Origin of the sequence: Stenotrophomonas sp. UBA7606 (assembly GCF_002477705.1) — a bacterium.
In the GTDB taxonomy this organism is placed as follows: domain Bacteria; phylum Pseudomonadota; class Gammaproteobacteria; order Xanthomonadales; family Xanthomonadaceae; genus Stenotrophomonas.
In genome coordinates, this window is record NZ_DLJW01000062.1 from 930 (window position 1) to 22,852 (window position 21,923).

Annotated in this window: 17 protein-coding genes and 1 pseudogene; 10 read left to right on the forward strand and 8 right to left on the reverse strand. The window is 65.7% G+C overall.

Annotated features, from left to right (window positions below; genetic code table 11):
* The 4 genes and pseudogenes from carB to recJ form a co-directional block, all read left to right on the forward strand.
* Window positions 1-687, forward strand: a pseudogene (gene carB, locus B2527_RS08355) (carbamoyl phosphate synthase large subunit); the annotation flags it as partial.
* 8 nt (window positions 688-695) lie between these two features.
* Window positions 696-1,160, forward strand: coding sequence for a transcription elongation factor GreA (gene greA, locus B2527_RS08360; RefSeq protein WP_293707885.1), 465 nt, complete (start codon window positions 696-698; stop codon window positions 1,158-1,160).
* 2 nt (window positions 1,161-1,162) lie between these two features.
* Complete coding sequence (locus B2527_RS08365; protein ID WP_293707834.1) at window positions 1,163-2,086, forward strand: phosphoglycerate mutase; 924 nt, start codon at window positions 1,163-1,165, stop codon at window positions 2,084-2,086.
* Window positions 2,079-3,815: a single-stranded-DNA-specific exonuclease RecJ gene (recJ, locus tag B2527_RS08370; RefSeq protein WP_293707836.1), complete on the forward strand. Its 1,737-nt coding sequence runs from the start codon at window positions 2,079-2,081 to the stop codon at window positions 3,813-3,815. Before B2527_RS08365 ends, recJ begins: the two co-directional genes overlap by 8 nt.
* 20 nt (window positions 3,816-3,835) lie before the next feature.
* On the opposite strand, the gene B2527_RS08375 is transcribed toward recJ, so the two are convergent.
* Window positions 3,836-5,038 (reverse strand): acyltransferase family protein, encoded by a 1,203-nt coding sequence (locus tag B2527_RS08375; protein ID WP_293707838.1) that lies wholly within the window; start codon window positions 5,036-5,038, stop codon window positions 3,836-3,838.
* Between the two features lie 160 nt (window positions 5,039-5,198).
* On the opposite strand from B2527_RS08375, the gene B2527_RS08380 reads away from it, so the two are divergent.
* Both B2527_RS08380 and B2527_RS08385 read left to right on the forward strand, forming a co-directional pair.
* Window positions 5,199-6,104 carry a LytTR family DNA-binding domain-containing protein gene (locus B2527_RS08380; RefSeq protein WP_293707840.1) on the forward strand — a complete coding sequence of 302 codons (906 nt, stop codon included), beginning with the start codon at window positions 5,199-5,201 and terminating at the stop codon, window positions 6,102-6,104.
* 126 nt (window positions 6,105-6,230) lie between these two features.
* Window positions 6,231-9,101, forward strand: a complete 2,871-nt coding sequence (locus tag B2527_RS08385) for a VIT domain-containing protein (RefSeq protein WP_293707887.1) — start codon at window positions 6,231-6,233, stop codon at window positions 9,099-9,101.
* A gap of 60 nt (window positions 9,102-9,161) precedes the next feature.
* Here the strand turns inward: B2527_RS08385 and B2527_RS08390 are convergent, their stop codons facing one another.
* Both B2527_RS08390 and B2527_RS08395 read right to left on the reverse strand, forming a co-directional pair.
* A complete protein-coding gene (locus B2527_RS08390) occupies window positions 9,162-10,505 on the reverse strand; it encodes an ABC transporter substrate-binding protein (protein WP_293707842.1) in 1,344 nt (447 codons plus the stop codon).
* A gap of 110 nt (window positions 10,506-10,615) precedes the next feature.
* Complete coding sequence (locus B2527_RS08395; RefSeq protein WP_293707844.1) at window positions 10,616-11,776, reverse strand: ABC transporter substrate-binding protein; 1,161 nt, start codon at window positions 11,774-11,776, stop codon at window positions 10,616-10,618.
* A 155-nt stretch (window positions 11,777-11,931) separates the two neighbouring features.
* Between B2527_RS08395 and prfB the strand changes: the two genes are divergently transcribed.
* A protein-coding gene (gene prfB, locus B2527_RS08400; protein ID WP_293707846.1) for a peptide chain release factor 2 occupies window positions 11,932-13,057 on the forward strand; the annotation gives its coding sequence in 2 pieces (ribosomal slippage) (window positions 11,932-12,006 and window positions 12,008-13,057; 1,125 coding nt in all).
* A 98-nt stretch (window positions 13,058-13,155) separates the two neighbouring features.
* A complete protein-coding gene (lysS, locus tag B2527_RS08405) occupies window positions 13,156-14,676 on the forward strand; it encodes a lysine--tRNA ligase (RefSeq protein WP_293707848.1) in 1,521 nt (506 codons plus the stop codon).
* A 486-nt stretch (window positions 14,677-15,162) separates the two neighbouring features.
* Here the strand turns inward: lysS and B2527_RS08410 are convergent, their stop codons facing one another.
* Complete coding sequence (locus B2527_RS08410; protein WP_293707849.1) at window positions 15,163-16,845, reverse strand: long-chain fatty acid--CoA ligase; 1,683 nt, start codon at window positions 16,843-16,845, stop codon at window positions 15,163-15,165.
* Between the two features lie 158 nt (window positions 16,846-17,003).
* Here B2527_RS08410 and B2527_RS08415 point away from each other — a divergent pair, with 158 nt between their 5' ends.
* Window positions 17,004-17,393 (forward strand): nuclear transport factor 2 family protein, encoded by a 390-nt coding sequence (locus tag B2527_RS08415; protein ID WP_293707850.1) that lies wholly within the window; start codon window positions 17,004-17,006, stop codon window positions 17,391-17,393.
* Between the two features lie 551 nt (window positions 17,394-17,944).
* On the opposite strand, the gene B2527_RS08420 is transcribed toward B2527_RS08415, so the two are convergent.
* From B2527_RS08420 to B2527_RS08435, 4 genes are all read right to left on the reverse strand, one after another.
* Complete coding sequence (locus B2527_RS08420) at window positions 17,945-18,940, reverse strand: restriction endonuclease (RefSeq protein ID WP_293707851.1); 996 nt, start codon at window positions 18,938-18,940, stop codon at window positions 17,945-17,947.
* A 105-nt stretch (window positions 18,941-19,045) separates the two neighbouring features.
* Window positions 19,046-19,846 carry a YggS family pyridoxal phosphate-dependent enzyme gene (locus B2527_RS08425; RefSeq protein ID WP_293707853.1) on the reverse strand — a complete coding sequence of 267 codons (801 nt, stop codon included), beginning with the start codon at window positions 19,844-19,846 and terminating at the stop codon, window positions 19,046-19,048.
* 282 nt (window positions 19,847-20,128) lie between these two features.
* Window positions 20,129-20,596, reverse strand: coding sequence for a phasin family protein (locus B2527_RS08430; RefSeq protein WP_293707855.1), 468 nt, complete (start codon window positions 20,594-20,596; stop codon window positions 20,129-20,131).
* A gap of 76 nt (window positions 20,597-20,672) precedes the next feature.
* Window positions 20,673-20,948 (reverse strand): polyhydroxyalkanoic acid system family protein, encoded by a 276-nt coding sequence (locus B2527_RS08435; RefSeq protein ID WP_293707857.1) that lies wholly within the window; start codon window positions 20,946-20,948, stop codon window positions 20,673-20,675.
* Between the two features lie 117 nt (window positions 20,949-21,065).
* Between B2527_RS08435 and B2527_RS08440 the strand changes: the two genes are divergently transcribed.
* Entirely contained in the window at window positions 21,066-21,875 is an 810-nt protein-coding gene (locus B2527_RS08440; protein ID WP_293707859.1) for an FHA domain-containing protein, read from the forward strand.
* Window positions 21,876-21,923 lie beyond the last annotated feature (48 nt).

The window sequence follows — 21,923 nt, forward strand, 5'->3', positions numbered from 1 at the left end:
TCGCGCACCGTGCCGTTCGTGTCCAAGGCCACCGGTATGGCGCTGGCCAAGATCGCCGCCCGCTGCATGGCCGGCAAGACCCTGGCCGAGCAGGGCGCGACCAAGGAAGTCGTGCCGGATTACTACTCGGTCAAGGAGGCGATCTTCCCGTTCGCCAAGTTCCAGGGTGTGGATCCGATCCTCGGGCCGGAAATGCGTTCCACCGGTGAAGTGATGGGTGTGGGCCGTACCTTCAGCGCCGCGTTCGCACGTGCGCAGGAAGCCGGCAGCATCAAGACCCCGCCGGTCGGCAAGGTGTTCATTTCGGTGCGTGACATCGACAAGCCGCGCGTGATGCCGGCGGTGCAGGGCCTGGTCGAGGCGGGCTATTCGCTGGTGGCTACCCGTGGCACCGCTGCCTGGTTGCAGCAGCATGGCTACAGCTGCGAAGTGATCAACAAGGTGGTTGAGGGCCGTCCGCATATCGTGGACAGCATCAAGAACGGCGAAATCGTCTACATCGTCAACACGACCGAAGGCCGCGCAGCGATCAACGACTCGTTCTCGATCCGTCGCGAAGCCCTGCAGAACCGCATCACGTACTCGACCACGGTTGCAGGCGCCAAGGCATTGGTGCAATCGTTGGAGTTCCGCGGCACCGGTCCGGTCTGGTCGCTGCAGGAACTGCATAAGGAGTTGAATGCATGAGAGCACCCATCACGGCAAAGGGCGCCAGGCGCCTGCGTGACGAACTGGAACACCTGAAGTCGGACAAGCGCCCGAAGGTCATTGCCGCCATCGCCGAAGCCCGCGAGCACGGTGACCTGAAGGAGAACGCCGAGTACCACGCCGCGCGCGAGGAGCAGGGCTTCATCGAAGGCCGCATCAAGCAGCTGGAAGGCGAGCTGTCGCATGCCGAGATCATCGACATCACCAAGCTCAACGCCGGCAGCAAGGTGGTGTTTGGTGCCACGGTGACGCTGGCCGACGTGGAGACCGACGAAGAGAAGCGTTACCAGATCGTTGGTGACCTGGAAGCGGACATCAAGCTGGGCTTGATCGCCATTTCCTCGCCCGTGGCACGCGCCCTGATCGGCAAGAACGAAGGCGACGCCATCGCCATCGACGCGCCGGCCGGGCAGCGTGAGTACGAGATCGTCAGCGTCGAGTACCTCGACTGACGATGGCCAAGGCCACGCTGCTGCTGCCCGCGCGCAGCCGCTTCCCCGCCGGCAACCTGCCGGCGCCGGTGGCCACGGCACTGGGCCGCGCCGAGCGCTCGCTCGGCACGGCCGGTGAATCGGCGCAGCTGCGCCGTCACTTCCGCGTGCAGCCGGCCGAGTGGTCGGCGGCCGCCTTGACCCGCCAGACCGATGCCGGCGATGCCGCCGGCAGCTTCTGGCTGCGCGCCGACCCGGCCAACATCGTGCCGGACATGCAGGGGGCGCGGCTGATGGCATCGGCCGAAACCCTGCGGCTGGAGCCGGTGGACGTGGAAGCGCTGTTGCCCGCCTTGCAGCCGTTGTTTGCCGGCTTTGGCTACCAGCTGGATGCGCCCACGCCGTCACGTTGGTACCTGCGGTTACCCGAAGATACGCCGCTGCCAGCCTTTGCCGCACCGGAAATCGTGCTGGGCGATGACTTGTTTCCGCACCTGCCCGACGGTGACAACGGCCGCCAATGGCGAAGCCTGATGACCGAAGCGCAGGTGGTGCTGCACCAGCATCCATGGAACGCGCAGCGCGTTGCCAACGGCAAGCGTGCGGTCAACTCGCTGTGGTTCTGGGGGGCGGGGCGTTTGCCCGATTCTGTCAACACCGCCCATGCGCAGGTGCGCAGCCGCGATGCGCTGCTGCAGGGGCTCGCGACCCTGGCCGGTGTGCGGCTGGGCGGGGAGCAGACCGTGGATGCCCTGGTGGACCTGCGCCAGCTGCGCTCGCTCGATCAGTTGACCCGCGATGCAATCCTGCCGTTGCTGGACGCCATCGGCCGCGGTGAACTGGCCGAGCTGCAGCTTGATTTCGAGGATGGCGCCAGCTATCGCATCCGGCGCGGGCAACGCTGGCAGTTCTGGAAAAAGCCGGTAAGCAGTCTGCTTGATGAGTGAGGCCATGAAGATCGTCCGCCGCGTTGCCGCTGCCGAAGGGCAGTGGGGCGATGACACCTTGCCGTTGTTGCGGCGCATCTATGCCGCACGCGGTGCATTGACGCCGGAGCAGGCGCAACCGCGGCTGGCGCAACTGCACGCCCCCGATCTGCTGGGTGGCATGCAGCGCGCGGTGCAGTTGCTGGCCGATGCCATCGCTGCCGACAAGCGCATCCTGATCGTCGGCGATTTCGACTGTGACGGCGCCACTGCCTGCGCGGTGGGTGTGCGCGGCCTGCGCATGCTGGGGGCCCGCGACGTGGTGCATGCCGTGCCCAATCGCATGGTGCATGGCTATGGCCTGTCGCCGTCGCTGGTGGCCGAGCTGCAAGCCTTCAAGCCGGACCTGCTGGTGACGGTGGACCACGGCATTGCCTGCCATGCCGGTGTACATGCGGCCAAGGCGCTGGGCTGGCAGGTGCTGGTCACCGACCACCACCTGCCGGGCGAGCAACTGCCCCCGGCCGATGCCATCGTTGACCCGAACGTGGACGGCGATGCGTTCCCGAGCAAGGCGCTGGCCGGTGTCGGGGTGATCTTCTACGTGCTGATGGCGCTACGCCGGCACCTGCGCGAGCAGGGTGCCTTCAGCGCCGGTGCCGAGCCCGACCTGCTGACCCTGCTGGATCTGGTTGCGGTTGGCACCGTCGCCGATCTGGTGGCATTGGACGACAACAACCGTGCACTTGTTTCGGCCGGGTTGCGCCGGCTGCGTGCGGGCAAGGCCTGCGTCGGCCTGCGTGCGTTGATCGAAGCCAGCGGCCGCGACGCGGCGCGCCTGACCGCCAGCGACATCGGCTATGCGCTGGGGCCACGCCTGAATGCCGCCGGGCGGCTGGAAGACATGGCTTTGGGCATCGAACTGCTGCTGACCGAAGACCCCCGGCAGGCACTCGATATTGCGACCATGCTTGAGGAGATCAACGCCGAACGCCGCGCCGTGCAGCAGCAGATGACCGATGATGCCGAGCGTGTGGTTGCGCGTGCGGTCGTGGACGCGTCCATGCAACGGCCGGTGGCGGCCTGTCTGTTCGACCCGGATTGGCACCCTGGTGTGGTCGGTCTGGTGGCGTCGAAGATGAAGGATCGCCTGCATCGGCCAGTGATCGCGTTCGCACCTGCCGAACCAGGTGGCCAGGCATTGCGCGGGTCGGCCCGTTCGATCGCCGGCTTCCATATCCGCGACGCGCTGGCAGCGATCAACGCCAGCCATCCCGGCTTGATGGAGAAATTCGGCGGCCATGCGATGGCGGCCGGCCTGAGCCTGCCGCTGGCACAGCTGGAAACCTTCAAGGCGGTATTTGCCGCGCAGGTGCAGGCCACCCTGGACCCGGCCTTGCTGCAACAGCAATTGCTCAGCGACGGTGAATTGACTGCGGCCGAGCTGGACTTCCAGCACGCCGAAGCACTGCGACTGGCCGGCCCGTGGGGTCAGGGCTTTGCCGAACCCCTGTTCGATGGCGTGTTCGAGGTCGTGGAATGGCGCGTGCTCAAGGAGCGCCACCTGAAGCTGGTGGTTCGTGCACCGGGTGGCCGGGCGCGCATCAATGCCATCCATTTCAGTGGCTGGACCGGCACCGCGCCAGAACCCCGGCTGCACCTGGCCTACCGGTTGGTGGGCGACGACTACCGGGGTGGCCAGGCCATCCAGCTGATCGTCGAACACTGCGCGCCCGCAGAAGCGGCGTAAGCGGCGACGCGGGCCTGGCCTTATCTGTCGCCGCATGCGGTGGCGCCGGCCACCTGATCAGCACTGGACGCCTCTGGCCGCGGTCGGAGGCCGAACAGCGGCCGCAGCAACGCGCTGCGTTTTATCAGCTCGTAGGCCACCAGGCACAGCGCGAACGTCGCCGCGATCAACAACGCTGCTTCCCAGCCTGCCGGTATGTGCAGCGGCTTGAGCTGGTGGGCCAGTACCACGATCACGGTCTGGTGCAGGATGTAGAGCGGGAACACCGCCAGGGTGAGGTAGCGCAGCAGCCGGCTGTCGGCCGCGCGCCAACGGTAGGCAAAACCCAGCAACGCGGCGATGGCCGTCCACTGGTCCACCGCCCAGGCCACGCGCAGCCCCAGCCGCAGCCACATGGGGGGCGGGTTGTCGTCGTTGTAGCCGGCGAAGTACCAGCTGTAGATCAGCAGTGCATAGGTGATGGCAGCCAGCAGCAGCGCTGCCCAGCGCAGCCGTTGCAGTGATTGCCAGAAGCCGGTGCTGAACGCAGCCAGGAAGCCGATCAGGAACACGGCACCGTACTGCGCATGGTTGTACCAGTCGTCCACCAGCGCATGGCTCTGCTCAAAGCGGGTGACCAGCAGCAGCCGCGCCAGCGCCAATATCACTACCGGCACCCATAGCGCCCCCCAGCCCTGCAGTACGCGTCCGCAGGCGGCGCGCAGCCGTTGCAGCGCCCCGTCCGGGAGCAGGCGCCACAGCAGCCAGGCCAGCAAGGTGTAGCACCAGAGATAGGGCAGGAACCACAGGTGGTTCCAGGTGGGCAGGCGCAGGCAGCCATCGGCATCGCAGAAACCGTGATAGCCGGTCAGGTACTTGCCGTAGAACGACCAGTACGATGCGTCGTAGCCACCGGGCAGCTGCTCCACCACCTGGTAGTAGGCCTGGGGCGGCACGATCAGCAACATGCCGAACAGCAGCGGCCACAGCAGTTGCCGTGAGCGACGGCGCAGCAAACCTTGCGGCCGGGACTGCAGCATGTAGGCGGTAGCCACGCCGGAAATGAGGAACAGCAACGACATCCGCCACGGGCTGGTGAGCAGCATGAACGGCTCGGGTGCGATGCTGGCGGCCGCGCTTTTCACATGCCAGTCCCAGCTCACGTAGTACATGCCAACGTGGTAGATCACCAACAGGGCAAAGGCGATCACACGTAGCCAGTCCAGATCGTTGCGGCGGGTCATGCGGTTGCCTGTGGGTTTTGTGTCGGGAGCCTGGCATTGAGCCATCCGCATCTGCCAATCGGGCCGGTAAGGGATGATTGGCGGGCACTTTGGGACGAATGGCGGTGGTAGCGGGACGAATCGCGCGGCCTTCGCAGGGGCCTTGGCCTACACTGCGCGGATGAGTGAACGAGCTTTGCGTGATCCCTTGCAGCGTTTCCGCCCCTGGCGGCGTGGTGCGGAAATCGGCTTCTGGTTGATCGTGGTGGTGCTCAACTGCAGTGGCAATGCCATCACCACCTGGATGGATGCCAACCGGCATGGTGCCCCCGGCATGCATGCGTGGGAACCCTGGGTCTGGGAGTTCTCCAGCGGCCTGGTCTGGCTGGTGCTGTTGGTGCCCCTGGTGGCCTGGTTGAGCCGGCGCTTGCCACTGCATATGGACAACTGGCGGCGGCGGTTGCCGTGGTACCTGCTGGCGAGCCTGCCGCTGTCGGCGATGCATGTGCTGCTGATGGTCGGCCTGCGCGTGCTGGCATACCGTGCGCTGGGCCACGGCTATGACTTTGGTGATTGGGGCCGGGAGTTTCTGTATGAGTACCTCAAGGACGTGCGCACCCTGGCGATCATCCTGATCAGCGTGGAGAGCTATCGCTTCCTGCTGCGCCGGCTGCAGGGTGAGGCACAGCTGCTGGCGGCGCCGGACGAGGGCCCGCCAGTGGAGCCGATCGAACGGCCGGAGCGGCTGCTGGTGCGCAAGCTGGGGCGGGATTTCCTGATTGCCACCGCCGATATCGAATGGGCGCAGGCTGCCGGCAACTACGTCAACCTGCGCGTCCGCGGGCATGACTACCCGCTGCGCAGCACCATGGCGGCGCTGGAGCAGCGCCTGGATCCGGTCTGCTTCATCCGCAGCCACCGCAGCTGGCTTATCAACCAGCGCCACCTGGTATCGATCGAGCCCTTGGATGGCGGTGAGGCGCTGTTGCACATGGACGACGGTCAGGCGGTGCCCTGCAGCCGACGCTACCTGGCCGACGTGCGTCTGGCGCTGGGTGAGGGCGAGGAGCGCGTCAGCGCAGGCTGAGCCTGCAACAGCTGCCATCCCGTTACGATGTGGTCGGCGACTCACAGGGGAGGGGGGCCAAACCCCATTGCCTGTAGCTGGACGTTTACTCCCCCGACCCTTGGACGGAGCAGTGCGATGGCAGGCATGCAGTGGCAGCGATGGATGGCGGTTGCGGTATTGGTGGCCTTGGCAGTGCCAGCGACCGCGCAGCGGCAGGCGGCGGTACGGGTGGTGGGCAATCCACCGGTGTTGATCGCTGCCGCCGAGGCCGAGCAGCCTATTGTCCTGCGCAGCGCCAGCATCACCGGCGAGGTGCAGGCCGGTGTCGCCCAGACCCGCATCGAGCTTGAGTTCCACAACCCCAACCGACGGGTGCTGGAGGGCGAGCTGCAGTTCCCCTTGGCTGATGGCCAGCAGTTGACCGGGTATGCGCTGGACATCGAGGGACAGCTGCGCGACGCGGTGGCGGTGCCAAAGGAGCGCGGCCGCCAGGTGTTTGAAGCGATCACCCGTCGTAGCGTCGATCCTGGCTTGTTGGAGCAGACCGCGGGCAACCAGTTCCGCCTGCGTATCTACCCGTTGCCCGCTGGCGGCAGTCGCCGCGTGCAGCTGACGGTGCGGGAGGCCTTGCCGGTGCAGGCTGGCAATTGGCAATGGCGCCTGCCGTTGCAGTTTGCCGGCGGCGCCGATGAGGTGTCCCTGCGGCTGCAGGTCGGCGGCCGCGCCGAGGGCGGCGGCGCGCCGTTCGGCTTCAAGGGGCGTAACTTGAACTGGCAGGGCAGGGGCACGGCGCTGCCAGCGCAACTGCAGTGGCAGCTGCCGATGGATGGTGCGGCGGGCATGCATTCGGCCAGCCTGGACGGGCAGCACTATCTTGTTGCCCAGGTTGCTGTGCCTGCGCCTGCCGTGCGCCGGCTCCCCGACCAGGTGGGGCTGCTGTGGGATGCCTCGGGCTCGGCCGGGCAGCGGGACCGCAAGGCCGAGTTCGCGTTGCTTGACCGCTATTTCGCCGCGATGGGCGACGGCCGTGTGGCCCTGACCGTTCTGCGTGATCGCGCCACTGCCGTGCGCCGTTTCGTGGTGCGCAAGGGGGACTGGAGCGCACTGCGCCATGCGCTGGAGCAGGAGCCCTTGGATGGCGCCAGCAATCTGACCGGTTGGACGCCGGACCCGGCTGTCGGCGAGTACCTGTTGCTCAGCGACGGCTTGTCCAACTGGGGCGCGGACACCCTGCCTGCGTTGGGCCAAACGCAGCGCCTGTTTGCGATCAGCAGTGCCGGCGCGAGGACGGACAGCGTTCGGCTGCGGGGGTGGAGCGAAGCCAACGGCGGGCGTCTGGTGCTGCTTGACGGACAACCCCAGGGCGCCGTGCAGGAACTGCTGGCGGAACCTGTCGCCGTCGAGGTCGCCGACGCCGCCGGCCTGCATGAGGTGGTGGTCGACAGGCGCAGCCAGGCGCAGGGCTGGGTCTGGGTGCATGCGCGCGCCGACAGTGCCCGGCAGGCAATGCGGCTGAGGATCAACACTGGCCAGTGGCAGCAGTTACAGGCAGAGGGCGACGCGGCTGATCCGGGGTTGGTGGCCGGACTGTGGGCGCAGGCGCGGTTGCAGCAGCTGGCGCTGGAGCCGCGTCGCAACCGCGAGGCGATGCAGCTGCTCTCGCAGCGTTTTGGCCTGGTCAGCGCAGCAACGTCACTGATCGTGCTGGATGGCATCGACGACTACCTGCGCTATGCCATTCGCCCGCCTGCGCCGCTGCGAGCCGAGTATGACCGCCGTTATGCGCGTTTGCTGGAGGACCGTGCACTTGCCCGTCGCCAGCACCTGGACGCGATCGCCGGGCAGTGGCAGGAACGTGCCCAATGGTGGGCAAAGACCTGGCCCAAGGATGCGCCGGCGCTGGCCGCACCGGAAAAGCAGGCCGGGCGGCTGCGGCGTGCCCAGGCGATGGCCGAGCATGCGGGACCGGAAGCGATGGCCTTGGTGGTTCCACCGCCTGCGGCACCTGCGCCGCCGGCACCACCGGTCGCGGCGGATTTGGACGCGCTGGAAAGCGTGGCGGTAGCTGCAGACGGTTACGCCCCGGAGCCGTCGGCCAATGAGGGCGCCTTGGAGATCCGCCTGGGTGCATGGGAGCCTGATTCGCCGGTGGCGCGCCGTTTGCGCCAGGGCCCGGCGGCAACGCTCTACACCCGCTACCTTGCCGAGCGTGCGGACAACGCCAACAGCAGCGCTTTTTTCCTGGACGTGGCGGACATGTTGTTGGAGCACAAGCAACGCGAGCTGGCGCTGCGGGTATTGTCCAACCTGGCGGAGATGGAACTGGACAACCGCCATCTGTTGCGGGTGTTGGGCTATCGGCTGCTGCAGGCCGACGCGGCGCAGTTGGCGGTGCCGGTGTTCGAGCAGGTGCTGGCGATGGCCGAGGAGGAGCCGCAGAGTTTCCGTGATCTGGGGCTGGCGCTGGAGGCCGCCGGACGCCCGCAGGATGCGGTAGGACCGCTGTACCAGGTGGTCGAGCGCCAGTGGGACCGCCGTTTTGACGGCGTCGCGCTGATCGCATTGGACGAGCTGACCAACCTTGGCAAGCGCGCCAACAGCACGCTGGACCTGTCCTCGGTTGATCCGCGCCTGCGCAGGGCCTTGCCGTTGGATCTGCGGGTGGTGCTGGCCTGGGACAGCGACAACAGCGACATGGATCTGTGGGTGACCGACCCCAACGGTGAACGTGCGTTCTACGGCAACCGCCTGACCTATCAGGGCGGCGCCATGTCGCAGGATTTCACCGGTGGCTACGGCCCCGAGCAGTTCTCACTGCGTGATGCCAAGCCGGGTATCTACAAGGTGGAGGCGAACTATTTCGGCAGCCGGCAACAACTGGTTACCGGCGCCACCACCCTGATGCTGCGCCTGAGCACGCATTGGGGCAGCACGGCACAGCAGGACAGGGCGGTGACCCTGCGCCTGCAGGAGAGCGACGACACCGTGCTGGTGGGTGAGTTCGAAGTGCGCTGAGTGGCGCAAACAAACGGGGCCGGCAATGCCGGCCCCGTCTGTGTGTTGCGGTGCTGCGTATTACTTGCGACGGGCCAGCAGGCGGTAACCGCCGGTGGCGCTGGAGTCGAAGCTGTGTGCCAGCACCACGTAGCGGCCGGCGTCCAGTTCCACTTCCAGCGACGGATCCAGGCTGTCCTCGCTGTCATCCTGCTGGGCGACTTCCTCGCCGTTGCGCATGACGGTGATCATGCCGTCCAGGCCGTTGGCACCGACCATGCTGATCAGGTACTTGCCCTTGCGCGGAATCTCCAGCGTGTACAGGTCGCGGTTGCCGGCGCGCAGCTGGCCCTGGACCTCACGGCCCAGCTTCAGTTCCTGGCGCGACGGGCCTTCCGGTGCCGCCGAGGTGCTGGTGGACAGCTGGAACACGCCGCCACGGCTGTTCACCGAACGCACCGAGACGTTGTACTGGCCGGCTTCCAGCACCTGCGACAGGCGTGAGTTGACGTTGCCGCCACCGTCGTCGTCGGTCAGGATGATGTCATCGCCCTGCAGGGTCAGCAGGGTGTCCAGCTCGCGGCTGCTGGCGTCGAACTGCACGCGGCGGCGCTCCGGCAGGTTGAACACGAAGCTGCGGGTATCGTCGGCGTTGATGAAACCACTGGCCTTGCCATCCATCGGCAGTTCGGTGCCGTCCTCGAACACCAGGCCCTCCGGGAAATCGGTACGTTCCACGCCCAGGTAGAAGGCGCCGTTGGCATTGGAGACGCTGTTGGCGGTGAGGGTGTAACGGCCGGGCTGCAACGGGGCCACCAGGCGCGCGTTGAGCTGGTTGCCGCCGTCATCATCTTCCATGTTGACGCCGTTGCCGCTCAGTTCCAGGCGCGAGTCGAACTCGGTCGAATCCATGGTCAGCGTGTACAGGCCGGCCTTGTCCACCTCCAGCGTGTACTCCTTGCTGTCGTCACGCAACCAATCGGTCACCCGGCGGCCAGCCACCAGCGGCTTGCCGTCGTAGGCCACGATCGGTTCGACCGAGAGCTGGAAGGGGCCGAAAGCGCGAGCGTCGGCACCGCTCACCGAAACCAGGTATTGGCCGGCCTTGTCGGCACGGATGCTCAGCGTGGTCGGGCCTTCGCCGTCGGCTTCCGAGCGGCCGACCAGGGTGTCGCGGGTGAACACCGCCAGCGAACCATTGAGCGGGCCTTCCAGCGACAGGCTGACGGCCTGACCGGCAGCCAGCTGCAGCGAGAACAGCTGGCTGCGGGTGCCATCGCTGTGGTTGATCGGGGTGGACGAGGTGATCTCGCCCGAGGTCTCGCCGTTCATGGCAAGCGGCCGGGCCGACGGGGCGGCATGCGCGGGGGCGTGCACGGCGGCGGCAATGGCAAGGGACAGCAGTCCTGCTGCGAATCGCTTCACTTCAACTCCTCAAGTGTTGGAACCAGGGTGCGGCATGAAGCGCCCGCCGCATCGGGGGATGTGGCGGGCGCGAGACGCCGGCTGCCGCCGTGGCAGCCGGCGTGGATGGATCAGTTGCTTGCTTCGACCGCTGCGGCGGCATCGGCCGCAGCAGCGCTGGCTTCGCTGGCAGCGTCCTTGCGATTGCTTTCGCCCGGCGCCGCCACATCGCCGCCCATGTCGGTGGTCTCCAGCTCGAACACGCCCTGCTGGCTACCCAGGCTGGTAACGGCCACGATGTAACGGCCCGCACGCAGCGACAGGTTCAGGCGAGCGTTGGTGCCGTTGCCACCGTCGTCGTCCTCGGCATCGGTACCCGGGCCGGTGACATGCAGCACCGAGTCGAAGCCATCGGCGATGGCGTCGAACTGGATCTGCTTGGGCGCGTCCAGGTTGAGCACGAAGGTGCGGCGGCCACGCGAATCCATCATCGACTGCGCGGTCTGGCCGATGGTCAGGGCGGTGCCGTCGCGGTTGACCAGGCCATTCGGGGTCGGGGTCAGGGCGACGTTGAGCTTGAACGAACCGGTGTTGCCGTTCACCGACGAGGCACCGATGGTGTACTCGCCCGGCTCAAGATAGGTGCGGATGCGGGCATTGAGGTTGCCGCCGTTGTCGTCGTCCTCCAGCTCCACATTGCGGCCGTTCAGGTGCAGGTAGGTATCGAATGCACTGGATTCCATGGTGATGGAGTACAGCCCGGCCTTGTCCACCTTCAGCTTGTACTCCTGCTTTTCGCCCATCAGCCAGTCGATGGCCTGGCTGTCGGCGCCCAGTGGCTTGCCGTCATAGGGCACCACCTTGGCGCTCTTGAGCTTGAACGGGCCAAAGCTGTCGGAGCTGGCGCTGTTGACCGCGACCACGTAGCTGCCGTCCTTGGGTGCACGGAAAGCCAGGTTGACCGCCGAGGCGGACCCTTCCTCCGTGCCGTTGCCGCTGGCGTGGGCCAACATGGTCTGGCCGTCGAACACGGCGATCTGGCCGTTGAGCGAGCCGCCCAGTTCCAGCGAGACCGCTTCGCCGTCCTTCAGGGTGATCTTGTAGGCCTGGTGACGGCTGCCGTCGTTGTAGTTCAGGCGGCTGCCGGAGGTGATCTCGCCCGAGACCGTGTCACCCACGGCCAGGTTGGGGGTGTTGTCGCCGGCGCCGGCGACGCTGCCCAGCTTCTGGCAGGCGCCAAGGGCCAGGGTCATGGAGATGGCTGCAAACAAGCGGGCAGTGCGCGTATTCAAGCGTAGGTCCTTCGTCATTTGAGGGGTATCCGTTCCCCGCACGGGCGGGTAGTGGGGCAGATTCTAACGGCAAGCCGTGTTCATGCAGCGAGAACAGCCTGAATGCCCGGTGGATGCTAGAATTGCACTCTTGTCTGCCTGTCCATAGACCGACCATGATTGAACTGAATCCCATCCGCCAGCGAATCACCGATCTGACCGATCGCGTGCTCTCGCTCAGGGGGTATCTTTGACTACGACGTCAAGAAAGAGCGTCTTGAAGAAGTAACCCGCGAGCTGGAAAACCCCGATATCTGGAACAACCCCGAATACGCCCAGACCCTGGGCCGGGAACGTTCGATGCTGGACAAGACCGTCAGCGGTATCGCCACCGTGCTGGACGGCATGACCGACGCCACCGAGCTGCTCGAGCTGGCCGAGAGCGAGCAGGACGAGGACACCGCGTTGTCGGTGGTCGCCGACCTGGACAAGCACCAGTCGCACATCGAGAAGCTGGAGTTCCAGCGCATGTTCTCGGGCGAGATGGACAACTGCAACGCCTTTGTCGACATCCAGGCCGGTGCCGGTGGTACCGAAGCCCAGGACTGGGCCGAAATCATGCTGCGCATGTACCTGCGCTGGTGCGAGGCGCGTGGCTGGAAGGCCGAGTTGCTGGAAGTGTCCGGCGGTGACGTGGCGGGCATCAAGTCGGCCACGTTCCGCGTCGAGGGCGATTTCGCCTACGGCTGGCTGAAGACCGAAACCGGCGTGCACCGCCTGGTGCGCAAGTCGCCGTTCGATTCGGACAACCGCCGCCACACCAGCTTCACCTCGGTGTTCGTGTCGCCGGAAGTGGACGACAGCATCGAAGTGAACATCAACCCGGCCGACCTGAAGACCGACGTGTACCGTTCTTCCGGTGCCGGTGGCCAGCACGTCAACAAGACCGAATCGGCCGTGCGTATCACCCACGTCCCGACCGGCGTGGTGGTGGCCTGCCAGACCGAGCGTAGCCAGCACGCCAACCGCGACCGCGCGATGAAGATGCTGGCCGCGCGCCTGTATGAGCTGGAAGTGCAGAAGCGCAACGCCGAACGCGATGCGGTGGAAGCCACTAAATCAGACATCGGCTGGGGCAGCCAGATCCGCAACTACGTGCTCGACCAGAGCCGTATCAAGGACCTGCGCACCGGCATCGAACGCACCGACACGCAGAAGGTGCTGGATGGCGACCTGGACGAGTTCATCGAGGCCAGCCTCAAGTCCGGCCTGCAGGCCGGCGCCAAACGCAGCGACGCGTAACCCGGAATGGCCCTGCTTGGGCCATTCCCTTGTTGTACGGTGCGGTGTCACCCAATGGTGGCCGCACCCTGTTACCTCCCCCTACAGAAATCAAAGCCATGACCGAACAGACCCCTGAAACGCAGCAGCCCCCCGTCGACGAGAACAGCCTCATCGCCGAGCGCCGCGCGAAACTCACGGCGCTGCGCGGGCAGGGCATTGCCTACCCGAACGACTTCCGCCGCGAAGACTTCGCCGGCAAGTTGCAGGCCGAGTACGCCGATGCCGACGCCTGGACCAGCGAAGCGCTGGAAGCCACTGGGCGCACGGTGAAGATGGCCGGTCGCTTGATGGCCAAGCGCATCATGGGCAAGGCCAGCTTCGCCCAGATCCAGGACGAGAGCGGCCGCATCCAGCTGTTCCTGCAGGCCACCGCGCTGGGCGACATCTATGCGGCGTTCAAGGGTTGGGACGTGGGTGACATCATCGCCGTCGAGGGCGGCCTGACCCGCACCAAGACCGGCGAACTGTCGGTCAAGGCGACCAGCATCCGCCTGTTGACCAAGTCGCTGCGCCCGCTGCCGGACAAGTGGCATGGGCTGGCCGATGTCGAGCAGCGTTATCGCCAGCGTTACGTCGACCTGATTGTCACCCCGGAGTCGCGCGAGGTCTTCATCAAGCGCTCCAAGATCATCCGCGCGATGCGCGCCTGGCTGGACAACCGCGACTTCCTGGAAGTCGAGACGCCGATGATGCATTACATCCCCGGCGGCGCCACGGCCAAGCCGTTCACCACCCACCACAACGCGCTGGACCTGGACCTGTACCTGCGCGTGGCGCCGGAGCTTTATCTGAAGCGCCTGGTGGTTGGCGGCCTGGAGCGCGTCTACGAGATCAACCGCAACTTCCGCAACGAAGGCGTCAGCACCCGCCACAACCCGGAATTCACCATGATGGAGCTGTACGAGGCCTATGCCACGTACAACGAAGTGATGGACCTGACCGAAGGCGTGATCCGTGACGTGGCGCAGCGGGTGCTGGGCACCACCCAGGTGGAATGGGACGGTGCACAGATCGACCTGGCCCCGGCGTTCCGCCGCTGGCGCATGGACGAGGCCGTGCGCCACCACAACCCGGAAATCAGCGTCGCCGATTGCACCGACCGCGAAGCGCTGCTGCGCCATTGCGAGCGCCTGAAGATCCGCGTCAAGCCGAGTTACGGCTGGGGCAAGCTGCTGCTGGAAATCTTCGAAGCGACCGTCGAACACACCCTGATCCAGCCAACCTTCATCACTGACCACCCGGTGGAAGTCTCGCCGCTGGCCCGCGCCAGCGACACCGAGGCCGGCTATACCGACCGCTTCGAGTTGTTCGTCAACGGCAAGGAACTGGCCAATGGCTTCTCCGAGTTGAATGACCCGGAAGACCAGGCCGCGCGTTTCCAAGCGCAGGTGGAAGCCAAGGACGGTGGCGACGACGAAGCCATGCATTACGACGCCGACTACATCCGTGCGCTGGAATACGGCATGGCACCGACCGGCGGCCTGGGCATCGGCATCGACCGCCTGGTAATGATGCTGACCGGCCGCGCCTCGATCCGCGAAGTGCTGCTGTTCCCCTACATGCGTCCGGAAGCCTGAGTTTCGGGCTGATGAGCTTGAAGGCCCCTGCGGTGACGCGGGGGCCTTTTTTGTGGCGTTGACGGTGGCTTCGGTGGTGACGCTGGTTTTGGCGTTGACCCTGGACCTTGGCCTTGGCCTTGGACCTTGGACCTTGGACCTCGCCGATGGCCTTGGACCTTGGCCTTGGGCGTGGCTCTGGCTTTGGCCCTTATGCCGTCATTCCCGCGCAGGCGGGAATCGCTCTGGCTCTAGCTTTCACTGTGGCAGTCGCACGCAGCTGCCTCTATCGCGCGGCGGTGGGAATAAGGAGGAAGGGCGAACGACGAAGGCCGGAGCGATTCCCGCCTGCGCGGGAATGACGGCTCAAGGGTAAACGGCCAAGGCAGGAGCGATTCCCGCCTGCGCGGGATTGACGGCTCAAGAGTACTGCACAAACAAAAAACCCTCCCGGTCAGGGGAGGGCTTTCAGTCAATTGCCTTCAAACCAACAGGTTGCCGGGTCGATCAGGCTTCCGGCTTGGCGTCACGCAATTCACGGCGCAGGATTTTGCCGACGTTGGTCTTGGGCAGTTCCTTGCGGAACTCGACAATGCGCGGGTGCTTGTAACCGGTCAGGTTGGCACGAGCGAATTCCTTGACCTGCTCCTCGGTCAGGTTGGGGTCCTTCTTGACGATGACCACCTTCACCACTTCGCCGGACTTCTCGCTGGGTGCGCCAACCGCGGCCACTTCCAGCACGCCGGGCATCATCGCAATCACGTCTTCGATCTCGTTCGGATACACGTTGAAACCGGACACCAGGATCATGTCCTTCTTGCGATCGACGATGTAGAAGAAACCGTTCTCATCCATGCGCGCCATGTCGCCGGTATGCAGCCAGCCATCGGCGTCCATCACCTTGGCGGTTTCATCCGGGCGGTGCCAGTAGCCCTTCATCACCTGCGGGCCACGGATGCACAGCTCGCCCACTTCGCCCATCGGCACCTGCTGGCCATCATCGTTCTTGACGCAGGCATCGGTGGACGGAATCGGCAGGCCGATGGCGCCGTTGTAATCGGCAAGGTTGAGCGGGTTGATGCACGCGGCCGGCGAGGTTTCGGTCAGGCCATAGGCCTCGACCAGGGTCACGCCGGTGACCTTTTTCCATTTGTCGGCAACGGCGCGCTGCACGGCCATGCCGCCGCCCAGCGCAACCTTGAGGTTGGAGAAATCCACCTGGTCGAAACCTTCGGTGTTCAACAGACCGTTGAACAAGGTATTGACGCCGGTGATGGCGGTGAAGCGGTTGTTCTTGAGCTCCTTGACGAAGCCCTTCATGTCGCGCGGGTTGGTGATCAGGTAGTTCAAGCCGCCGAGCTTCATGAAGACCAGCCCGTTCGCCGTCAGTGCGAAGATGTGGTACAGCGGCAGTGCGGTGATGATCACCTCTTCGCCGGGCTTCACGCCCGAGGCGCTGATCCACGCCGAGGCCTGCTGCATGTTGGCGATCAGGTTGCGGTGGGTCAGCATGGCACCCTTGGCCACGCCGGTGGTGCCGCCGGTGTACTGCAGGAAGGCGATGTCGTCGTGGTCCACTTCCACCGTGGGCAGCGGGTGGCGCTTGCCCAGCGCCAGCGCCTGCTTGAAGCGGATGGCGTTGGGCAGGTCATAGTCCGGCACCATCTTCTTCACGTACTTGAGCACGAAGTTGATGATGCTGCCCTTGGGGAAGCCCAGCATGTCACCCAGGCCGGTGGTGATGACCTGCTTGACGGGGGTGTCGGCAATCACCTGCTGCACGGTGTCGCCGAAGTTGTCGACCACCAGCAGTACCGCGGCTTCGGCATCGATGAGCTGGTGCTTGAGCTCACGTGCGGTATAGAGCGGATTGACGTTGACCACGGTCAGGCCGGCACGCAGGATGCCGAAGATGGCGATGGGGTATTGCAGGCAGTTGGGCATCATCACCGCAACGCGGTCGCCCTTCTTGAGTTGCAGTTCGCCGAGCAGGTAGGCCGCGAACTGGGAGACCAGCACGTCGGCTTCGCCATAGGTGAGGGTCTTGCCGAAGTTGGAGTAGGCAGGCCGATCACGGAACTTGGCCACAGACGTATCAAACACGGCGGCAACGGAGCGGAACTCGTTGACGTCGATTTCAGCCGGGACACCGGCCGGGTAGCTCTGCAGCCAGGGACGTTCCTGATTCATCTTCCCCTCCAGGAAATGGAATGATCTATTGGGTCAGGCGCGGCATTGGGCACCGGCGCCGTTGCTGCCAGCATACCGTTCCGAATTGAAAAGGCGAAGAGGCTGAGATGATCCGAACTGTACTCAACTGCATGCTTATGGTGGCGATCATGCTTGGCATGAACGCATGCAAGGCAGATCCCCCTGAGCAACGCCTGCGGCAGACGATTGCTGCGATGCAGGAGGCGGTGGAGGCGGGCAGGCCCCGGGACTTCATGGCCTCGGTGGCTCCCGATTTCGTCGGCAACGAGGGCCTGGATCATGCCGGGCTGCACAACCTCCTGAAGGCGCAGTTGCTGCTCAACAGCAAGGTCGCGGTCCAGACCGGCCCGGTATCGGTGGATGTGCAGGGGGAGGTCGCATCGGTACGGTTCAGCGTGCTGCTGGCAGGCGGCAACCGCGGCCTGCTGCCGGAGCGGGGGCAGATGCAGGAAGTCGTCAGTGGCTGGCGCGAGCAGGACGGACAGTGGCAGCTGTACAGCGCCAGCTGGGAGCCGGTGGGGCGCTGATCATCGGCCACGCAGGCAATTGGGTCGCGGGCGTATGCCGCGAAGCTGTTGGCGGACTGTCTTGTCGTGTGGCTACAGGCTGTGCGGGTACGGCTCCTGCCGAGCTTGGCTCGGCACTACAGGGCCCCCGGATCTGTCGGTGGTTTGCGATATCGCGGTCGTACGCTGCGCAGGTACGGCTCTTGCCGAGCATGGCTCGGCACTACAGGGGCCCTAGATTGTCGGTGGTTTGCGATATTGCGGTCGTACGCTGCGCAGGTACGGCTCCTGCCGGGCATGGCTCGGCACTACAGGAGCCCGGGATTGTCGGTGGTTTTCGACTTCGTGGTCGTACGCTGCGCAGGTACGGCTCCTGCCGGGCATGGCTCGGCACTACAGGGGCCCGGGATTGTCGGTGGTTTGCGGTATCGCGGCCGTACGCTGCGCAGGTACGGCTCCTGCCGAGCTTGGCTCGGCACTACAGGGGCCCTGGGTTGTCGGTGGTTTGCGATATCGCGGCCGTACGCTGCGCAGGTACGGCCCTGCCGAGCATGGCTCGGCACTACAGGGCGCTAGATGGTGCTGCACTGGCGCCAGCGCACCGGCTCCTCCACACCGGGGCGCGGGTTGAGCTGCACGCGGGAGGTGCGCAGCGACGGATAGCGCTGCAACACCGCGCAGATGCGCGGCCAGGTATCGGCAGCTTCACCCGTGCGTTCGACCGACAGCGTCGAGCGCGTCAGCCAGATGCCGCTGACCACACCGGGGGTGGCAGCCAGCGCCCGTGAAACCTCCTTCTGGTAACGGGCCAGGGTTTCCGGATCGGGGTCCTGGATCTGGTTGCCGGGGTCGACAGGCTCGCTGTTGGCTGCGGCGGCAGGACTGGCTGCGTCGGTCTCGTCGGCAGGCGTGCCAACGACCGGCGCGGTAGCCGCTTTGGGAGCTGTCGTTGCTGCCGGTTCGTTGGCATCGCCCTGCAAGGTCATGTAACCCATGCCTGCCAGCAGCCCCAGGGTGATGGCGGCAAGGATGGCAATGCCGGTATGGCGTACAGCTTCGCGCCGGGCGATGCCGGTGACCATCGCATCGGTATCGCCGGTGACGTAGGGTTTGAGCAGGTCCCAGAGCTGCCTGTCGGCGATGATTTCGATGGCATGCTTGGCGGCCACGGCCTGGCCGTCGCGCTCAACCTGTCCTTCGGTGATCAGGATGCCGCCCTGGGCGCCAGTCAGGTCTACCGCGGAGACCAGTTCGTTGATTGCCGCTGCGCCAAAGCGGTAAGCGCGGCCGTGTTTGCACGACACCAGCCAGCGCTGCCCGTCGCGCTGCAGCAGGAAGTCGCTGCTGGTGCCGCGATCGCTGTCCTCGCTGTCCTGCAGCGGCTGCAGGCCGCGTTGCCCGGCCATCGCCTGGTGGACGATGCGCGAGAACTCGCGCCAGCGCATGCCGGCAAGTGCGGCCAGCCCGTGCTGTACTTCGGTCTGCCTGCGCTTGACCAGCCAGAGGTAGGCAGACGCCAGCCCACCGAGAAGCAATGCCAGTGACAGCGCCAGGAACCAGGAGAACATCTATATGCCTGAGGAAAGGGTTACAGGAAGGAAGCTTATGGTATTCCCCCGGGCCATCGTAAGAGTGGACGCGCGGCGCTTTTTCGGGTGCCGTGCAAACAGCGTTCAGCGGGTGCCGGCAGCGTCCGGCCAGTAGTGGCTGTCGGGTACGGAGCGGGCGCCGAAGATGGCCTGGCCAACGCGTACGACGGTGGCGCCTTCCTCGATGGCGATCTCGAAGTCGCCGGACATCCCCATCGACAGTTCATCCAGCTGCACGGCTGCCGGAGCGCTTTGGCGCAACTGTTCGCGCAGTTGGCGCAGCCGCACGAAACATGCACGTACCTGTTCGGGCGCGGCGGAAAAGAGCGCCAGGGTCATCAAGCCGCGTACCCGCAGATTGCCGAAGCGGGGCATGGCCTGCACGAAGGCTGCCACTTCGCCGGGCGCCAGGCCGAACTTGCTGTCTTCGTTGGACGTGTTGACCTGCACGAAGACGTCCAGCTGCCGGCCCTCTGTCTGCAGGCGGCGGTCCAGGGTTTCGGCCAGGCGCAGGCTGTCCAGCGCCTGGAACTCGCTGGCAAAGCGTGCGACCAGCTTGGCCTTGTTGGTCTGCAGGTGGCCGATCACCGACCAGTGCAGGTCGCCGAGGTCCTGCATGGCCTCCCATTTGTGATGGGCTTCCTGCACCTTGTTCTCGCCCAGCAGCCGGCAACCGGCAGCATGGGCCAGACGGATGTGTGCCTCGTCCATGGTCTTGCTGACCGGCAACAAGCGGACGCCGGCGGGATCGCGGCCCACACGCTGGCAGGCAGCATCGATACGCTGCTGTACCGTGGCCAAGTTATGGCGGAAGTCTTCCACGCTCTCGGCGCGTGGGTAGCGGCCGTGCTGGTCGTGACGGGTCTGGGTGGGGGTAGTGCTCATGGTGTACTCCGGTGCGCGCGACCGGTGCTGCGCAGCAGCCGGATCGGGCGCGCTGGCGAGGATCGGGCCATCGTTCTATCACGTTGCCTGCTGCCCGTGGCGCCGGCAGGCGAGGGCGCTTGTCACTGCAGGTGCCGGCGCGGGGGTCGGCGGCGCGAGCGCGCGGGGCAAACGTCGGGCAAGAAAAACCCGCCATCCGGTGCCGTGAGGGGAGGGAGACTTACGGCGCGGTACTGCTGGCGGGTAGGTTGATTCTTGCGCAGCTTTTGCTGCTTTGCAACATCAGTGTTCTTCAGGCCCTGCGTCGGCCTGCGCCGTGCGGCTTTCGGTCCGGGTCAGGCGTCGGTTGAGTGCGTCCAGGCGCTCGTTCAGCGCCTCGATATCGGAGCGGCTGGGAATATCCATGCGGCGCAGTACCCGGTGAACGCGGTCCTCGAAGCTGCGCTCCACCCGGTCCCAGGTGCCGGCGGCGCGGTCGCGGGCCTGGCCCAGGGTGTTCTCGACGGTATCGCGGATGCTTTCACCGCGGCTGGATTCATCGCGCGAACGCTGCTCCACGCTTTCGCCCTCCTTGACCAGGGTGTCGAACAACTTGCTGCCTTCATTCTGTGCCCGCGACAGCGCACCGAGCCCTGCAAGCCATACCTGCTGGGCCGATTCGGTCATCCTGCGGCCCAGTCGTTCGGCCTGTTCCTGCAACCCCGGGCTGCCATGGTCGCGGTCTTCGGGGCGGTGTTCATGTGTCGTCATGAGGGGGCTCCTGTGCGGGACTGTCCAGGGCACCACCGTAACGGCTCAAATGCTTGCGTGGTGTGACGGCAGTGCGTCAACCGAGCTTTTCGGCGAGAACGCGCTGGATTTCCGATTCCACCATGCCCTTCATGGCGGACAACAGGAAACCCAGCTCAGCCTTCACCCGCACGGACCCCGGCAGCAGTTCGATCGCACCGTCAACGCCGGAGCGGGCGAAATGCAGTACCTCGCCTTCCCAGCGGGTGGTGACATCAAAGCGGTCCTGCAGCTTTTCGGCTACTTCGGCGATCGCAGTGCGGGCCTTGTCGGCGGGCAGGGAATGGGCATGCTGGATATCGATGGTGGACATGGGGGCTGGCCTGGATGGCTTGCGGATAAGAGGAGCGGCATTGTGCGTACCCGGGGCGCGTAGTCCAAGCCCTACGTACTGCTTCTGCATGCCGGAAGGACCTGCTAGTCTGCTGCGGTGCGTACTCTGCAAGTTCATTTCAGCAACCGTCAGCAGCCCGATCAGACCTTGTCGCCGGGGGTGCAGCGCATTGTGCGCCATGCATCCGGCCAGGTGCGTCTGGGCGACGGCAGTGTTGGGCCGCTATTGCTGGCCCAGTTCTGCACCGACCAGCGCGGGGTATGGCTGCAGGTGGCCAGTGGTGTACGTGGCATCCATGTCAACGGTCGTCCGGTACGGCGCATGGCCCTGCTGCGCGCCGGCGACTCGGTCTATGCCGATGGTACCGAGATGCTGCTGCGTGGTGAATGCGAGCAGTTGGCGCAGGCCCCCGAGCTGCCTGTCGAGCCCGGCGAGGACATGCGGGTGCTGCTGCGCGGTGTCGGCGGGCGTCACCATGGCCGCAGTTTCACCTTGGACAAGCCGCGCATCATCGGTGGCGACGCGGGCAGTGACATCACCATCGACGACCCGGCATTCGCGTCGCAGCATGCCCGTCTGGAGCGTCATGGTGAGCGCGTGCTGTTGCGGGACCTTGGCTCGGCCGAGGGCAGTGTGGTCAATGGGGTGCCGGTCCGGCATTGCTGGCTGCAGGCCGGCGACCAGGTGGTGCTGGAAGGCAACCACCGGTTTGTGCTTGAGGTTCCACTGGGCCCGGCCAATGCCGCCCAGGCCTTCCCCGAGCTGGATGAGCCGGCGGCAACCGCGCCCGCCGAGACGGCCGAGATGGTCCGCCCGCGCAGGCCGCGGCGTTGGCCGTGGCTGCTGCTGAGCGCTCTGTTGCTGGGGGCGGCAATCAGTGCATTGCTGATGTTCGGTGCCCGCTGAACGCACCGCTGTCGGTGGCGTATCGCCGGGCAATGCTTGACCCGTCGA

What these genes read in the sequence shown, in the direction of transcription:
- B2527_RS08380 (WP_293707840.1), top strand. Translation starts at nt 5,199, where the DNA reads ATGAGTGAACGAGCTTTGCGTGATCCCTTGCAGCGTTTCCGCCCCTGG.
- B2527_RS08385 (WP_293707887.1), top strand. Translation starts at nt 6,231, where the DNA reads ATGCAGTGGCAGCGATGGATGGCGGTTGCGGTATTGGTGGCCTTGGCA.
- B2527_RS08410 (WP_293707849.1), bottom strand. Translation starts at nt 16,845, where the DNA reads ATGAATCAGGAACGTCCCTGGCTGCAGAGCTACCCGGCCGGTGTCCCG.
- B2527_RS08365 (WP_293707834.1), top strand. Translation starts at nt 1,163, where the DNA reads ATGGCCAAGGCCACGCTGCTGCTGCCCGCGCGCAGCCGCTTCCCCGCC.
- recJ (WP_293707836.1), top strand. Translation starts at nt 2,079, where the DNA reads ATGAGTGAGGCCATGAAGATCGTCCGCCGCGTTGCCGCTGCCGAAGGG.
- lysS (WP_293707848.1), top strand. Translation starts at nt 13,156, where the DNA reads ATGACCGAACAGACCCCTGAAACGCAGCAGCCCCCCGTCGACGAGAAC.
- B2527_RS08435 (WP_293707857.1), bottom strand. Translation starts at nt 20,948, where the DNA reads ATGTCCACCATCGATATCCAGCATGCCCATTCCCTGCCCGCCGACAAG.
- B2527_RS08420 (WP_293707851.1), bottom strand. Translation starts at nt 18,940, where the DNA reads ATGTTCTCCTGGTTCCTGGCGCTGTCACTGGCATTGCTTCTCGGTGGG.
- B2527_RS08415 (WP_293707850.1), top strand. Translation starts at nt 17,004, where the DNA reads ATGAACGCATGCAAGGCAGATCCCCCTGAGCAACGCCTGCGGCAGACG.
- B2527_RS08430 (WP_293707855.1), bottom strand. Translation starts at nt 20,596, where the DNA reads ATGACGACACATGAACACCGCCCCGAAGACCGCGACCATGGCAGCCCG.
- B2527_RS08425 (WP_293707853.1), bottom strand. Translation starts at nt 19,846, where the DNA reads ATGAGCACTACCCCCACCCAGACCCGTCACGACCAGCACGGCCGCTAC.
- B2527_RS08375 (WP_293707838.1), bottom strand. Translation starts at nt 5,038, where the DNA reads ATGACCCGCCGCAACGATCTGGACTGGCTACGTGTGATCGCCTTTGCC.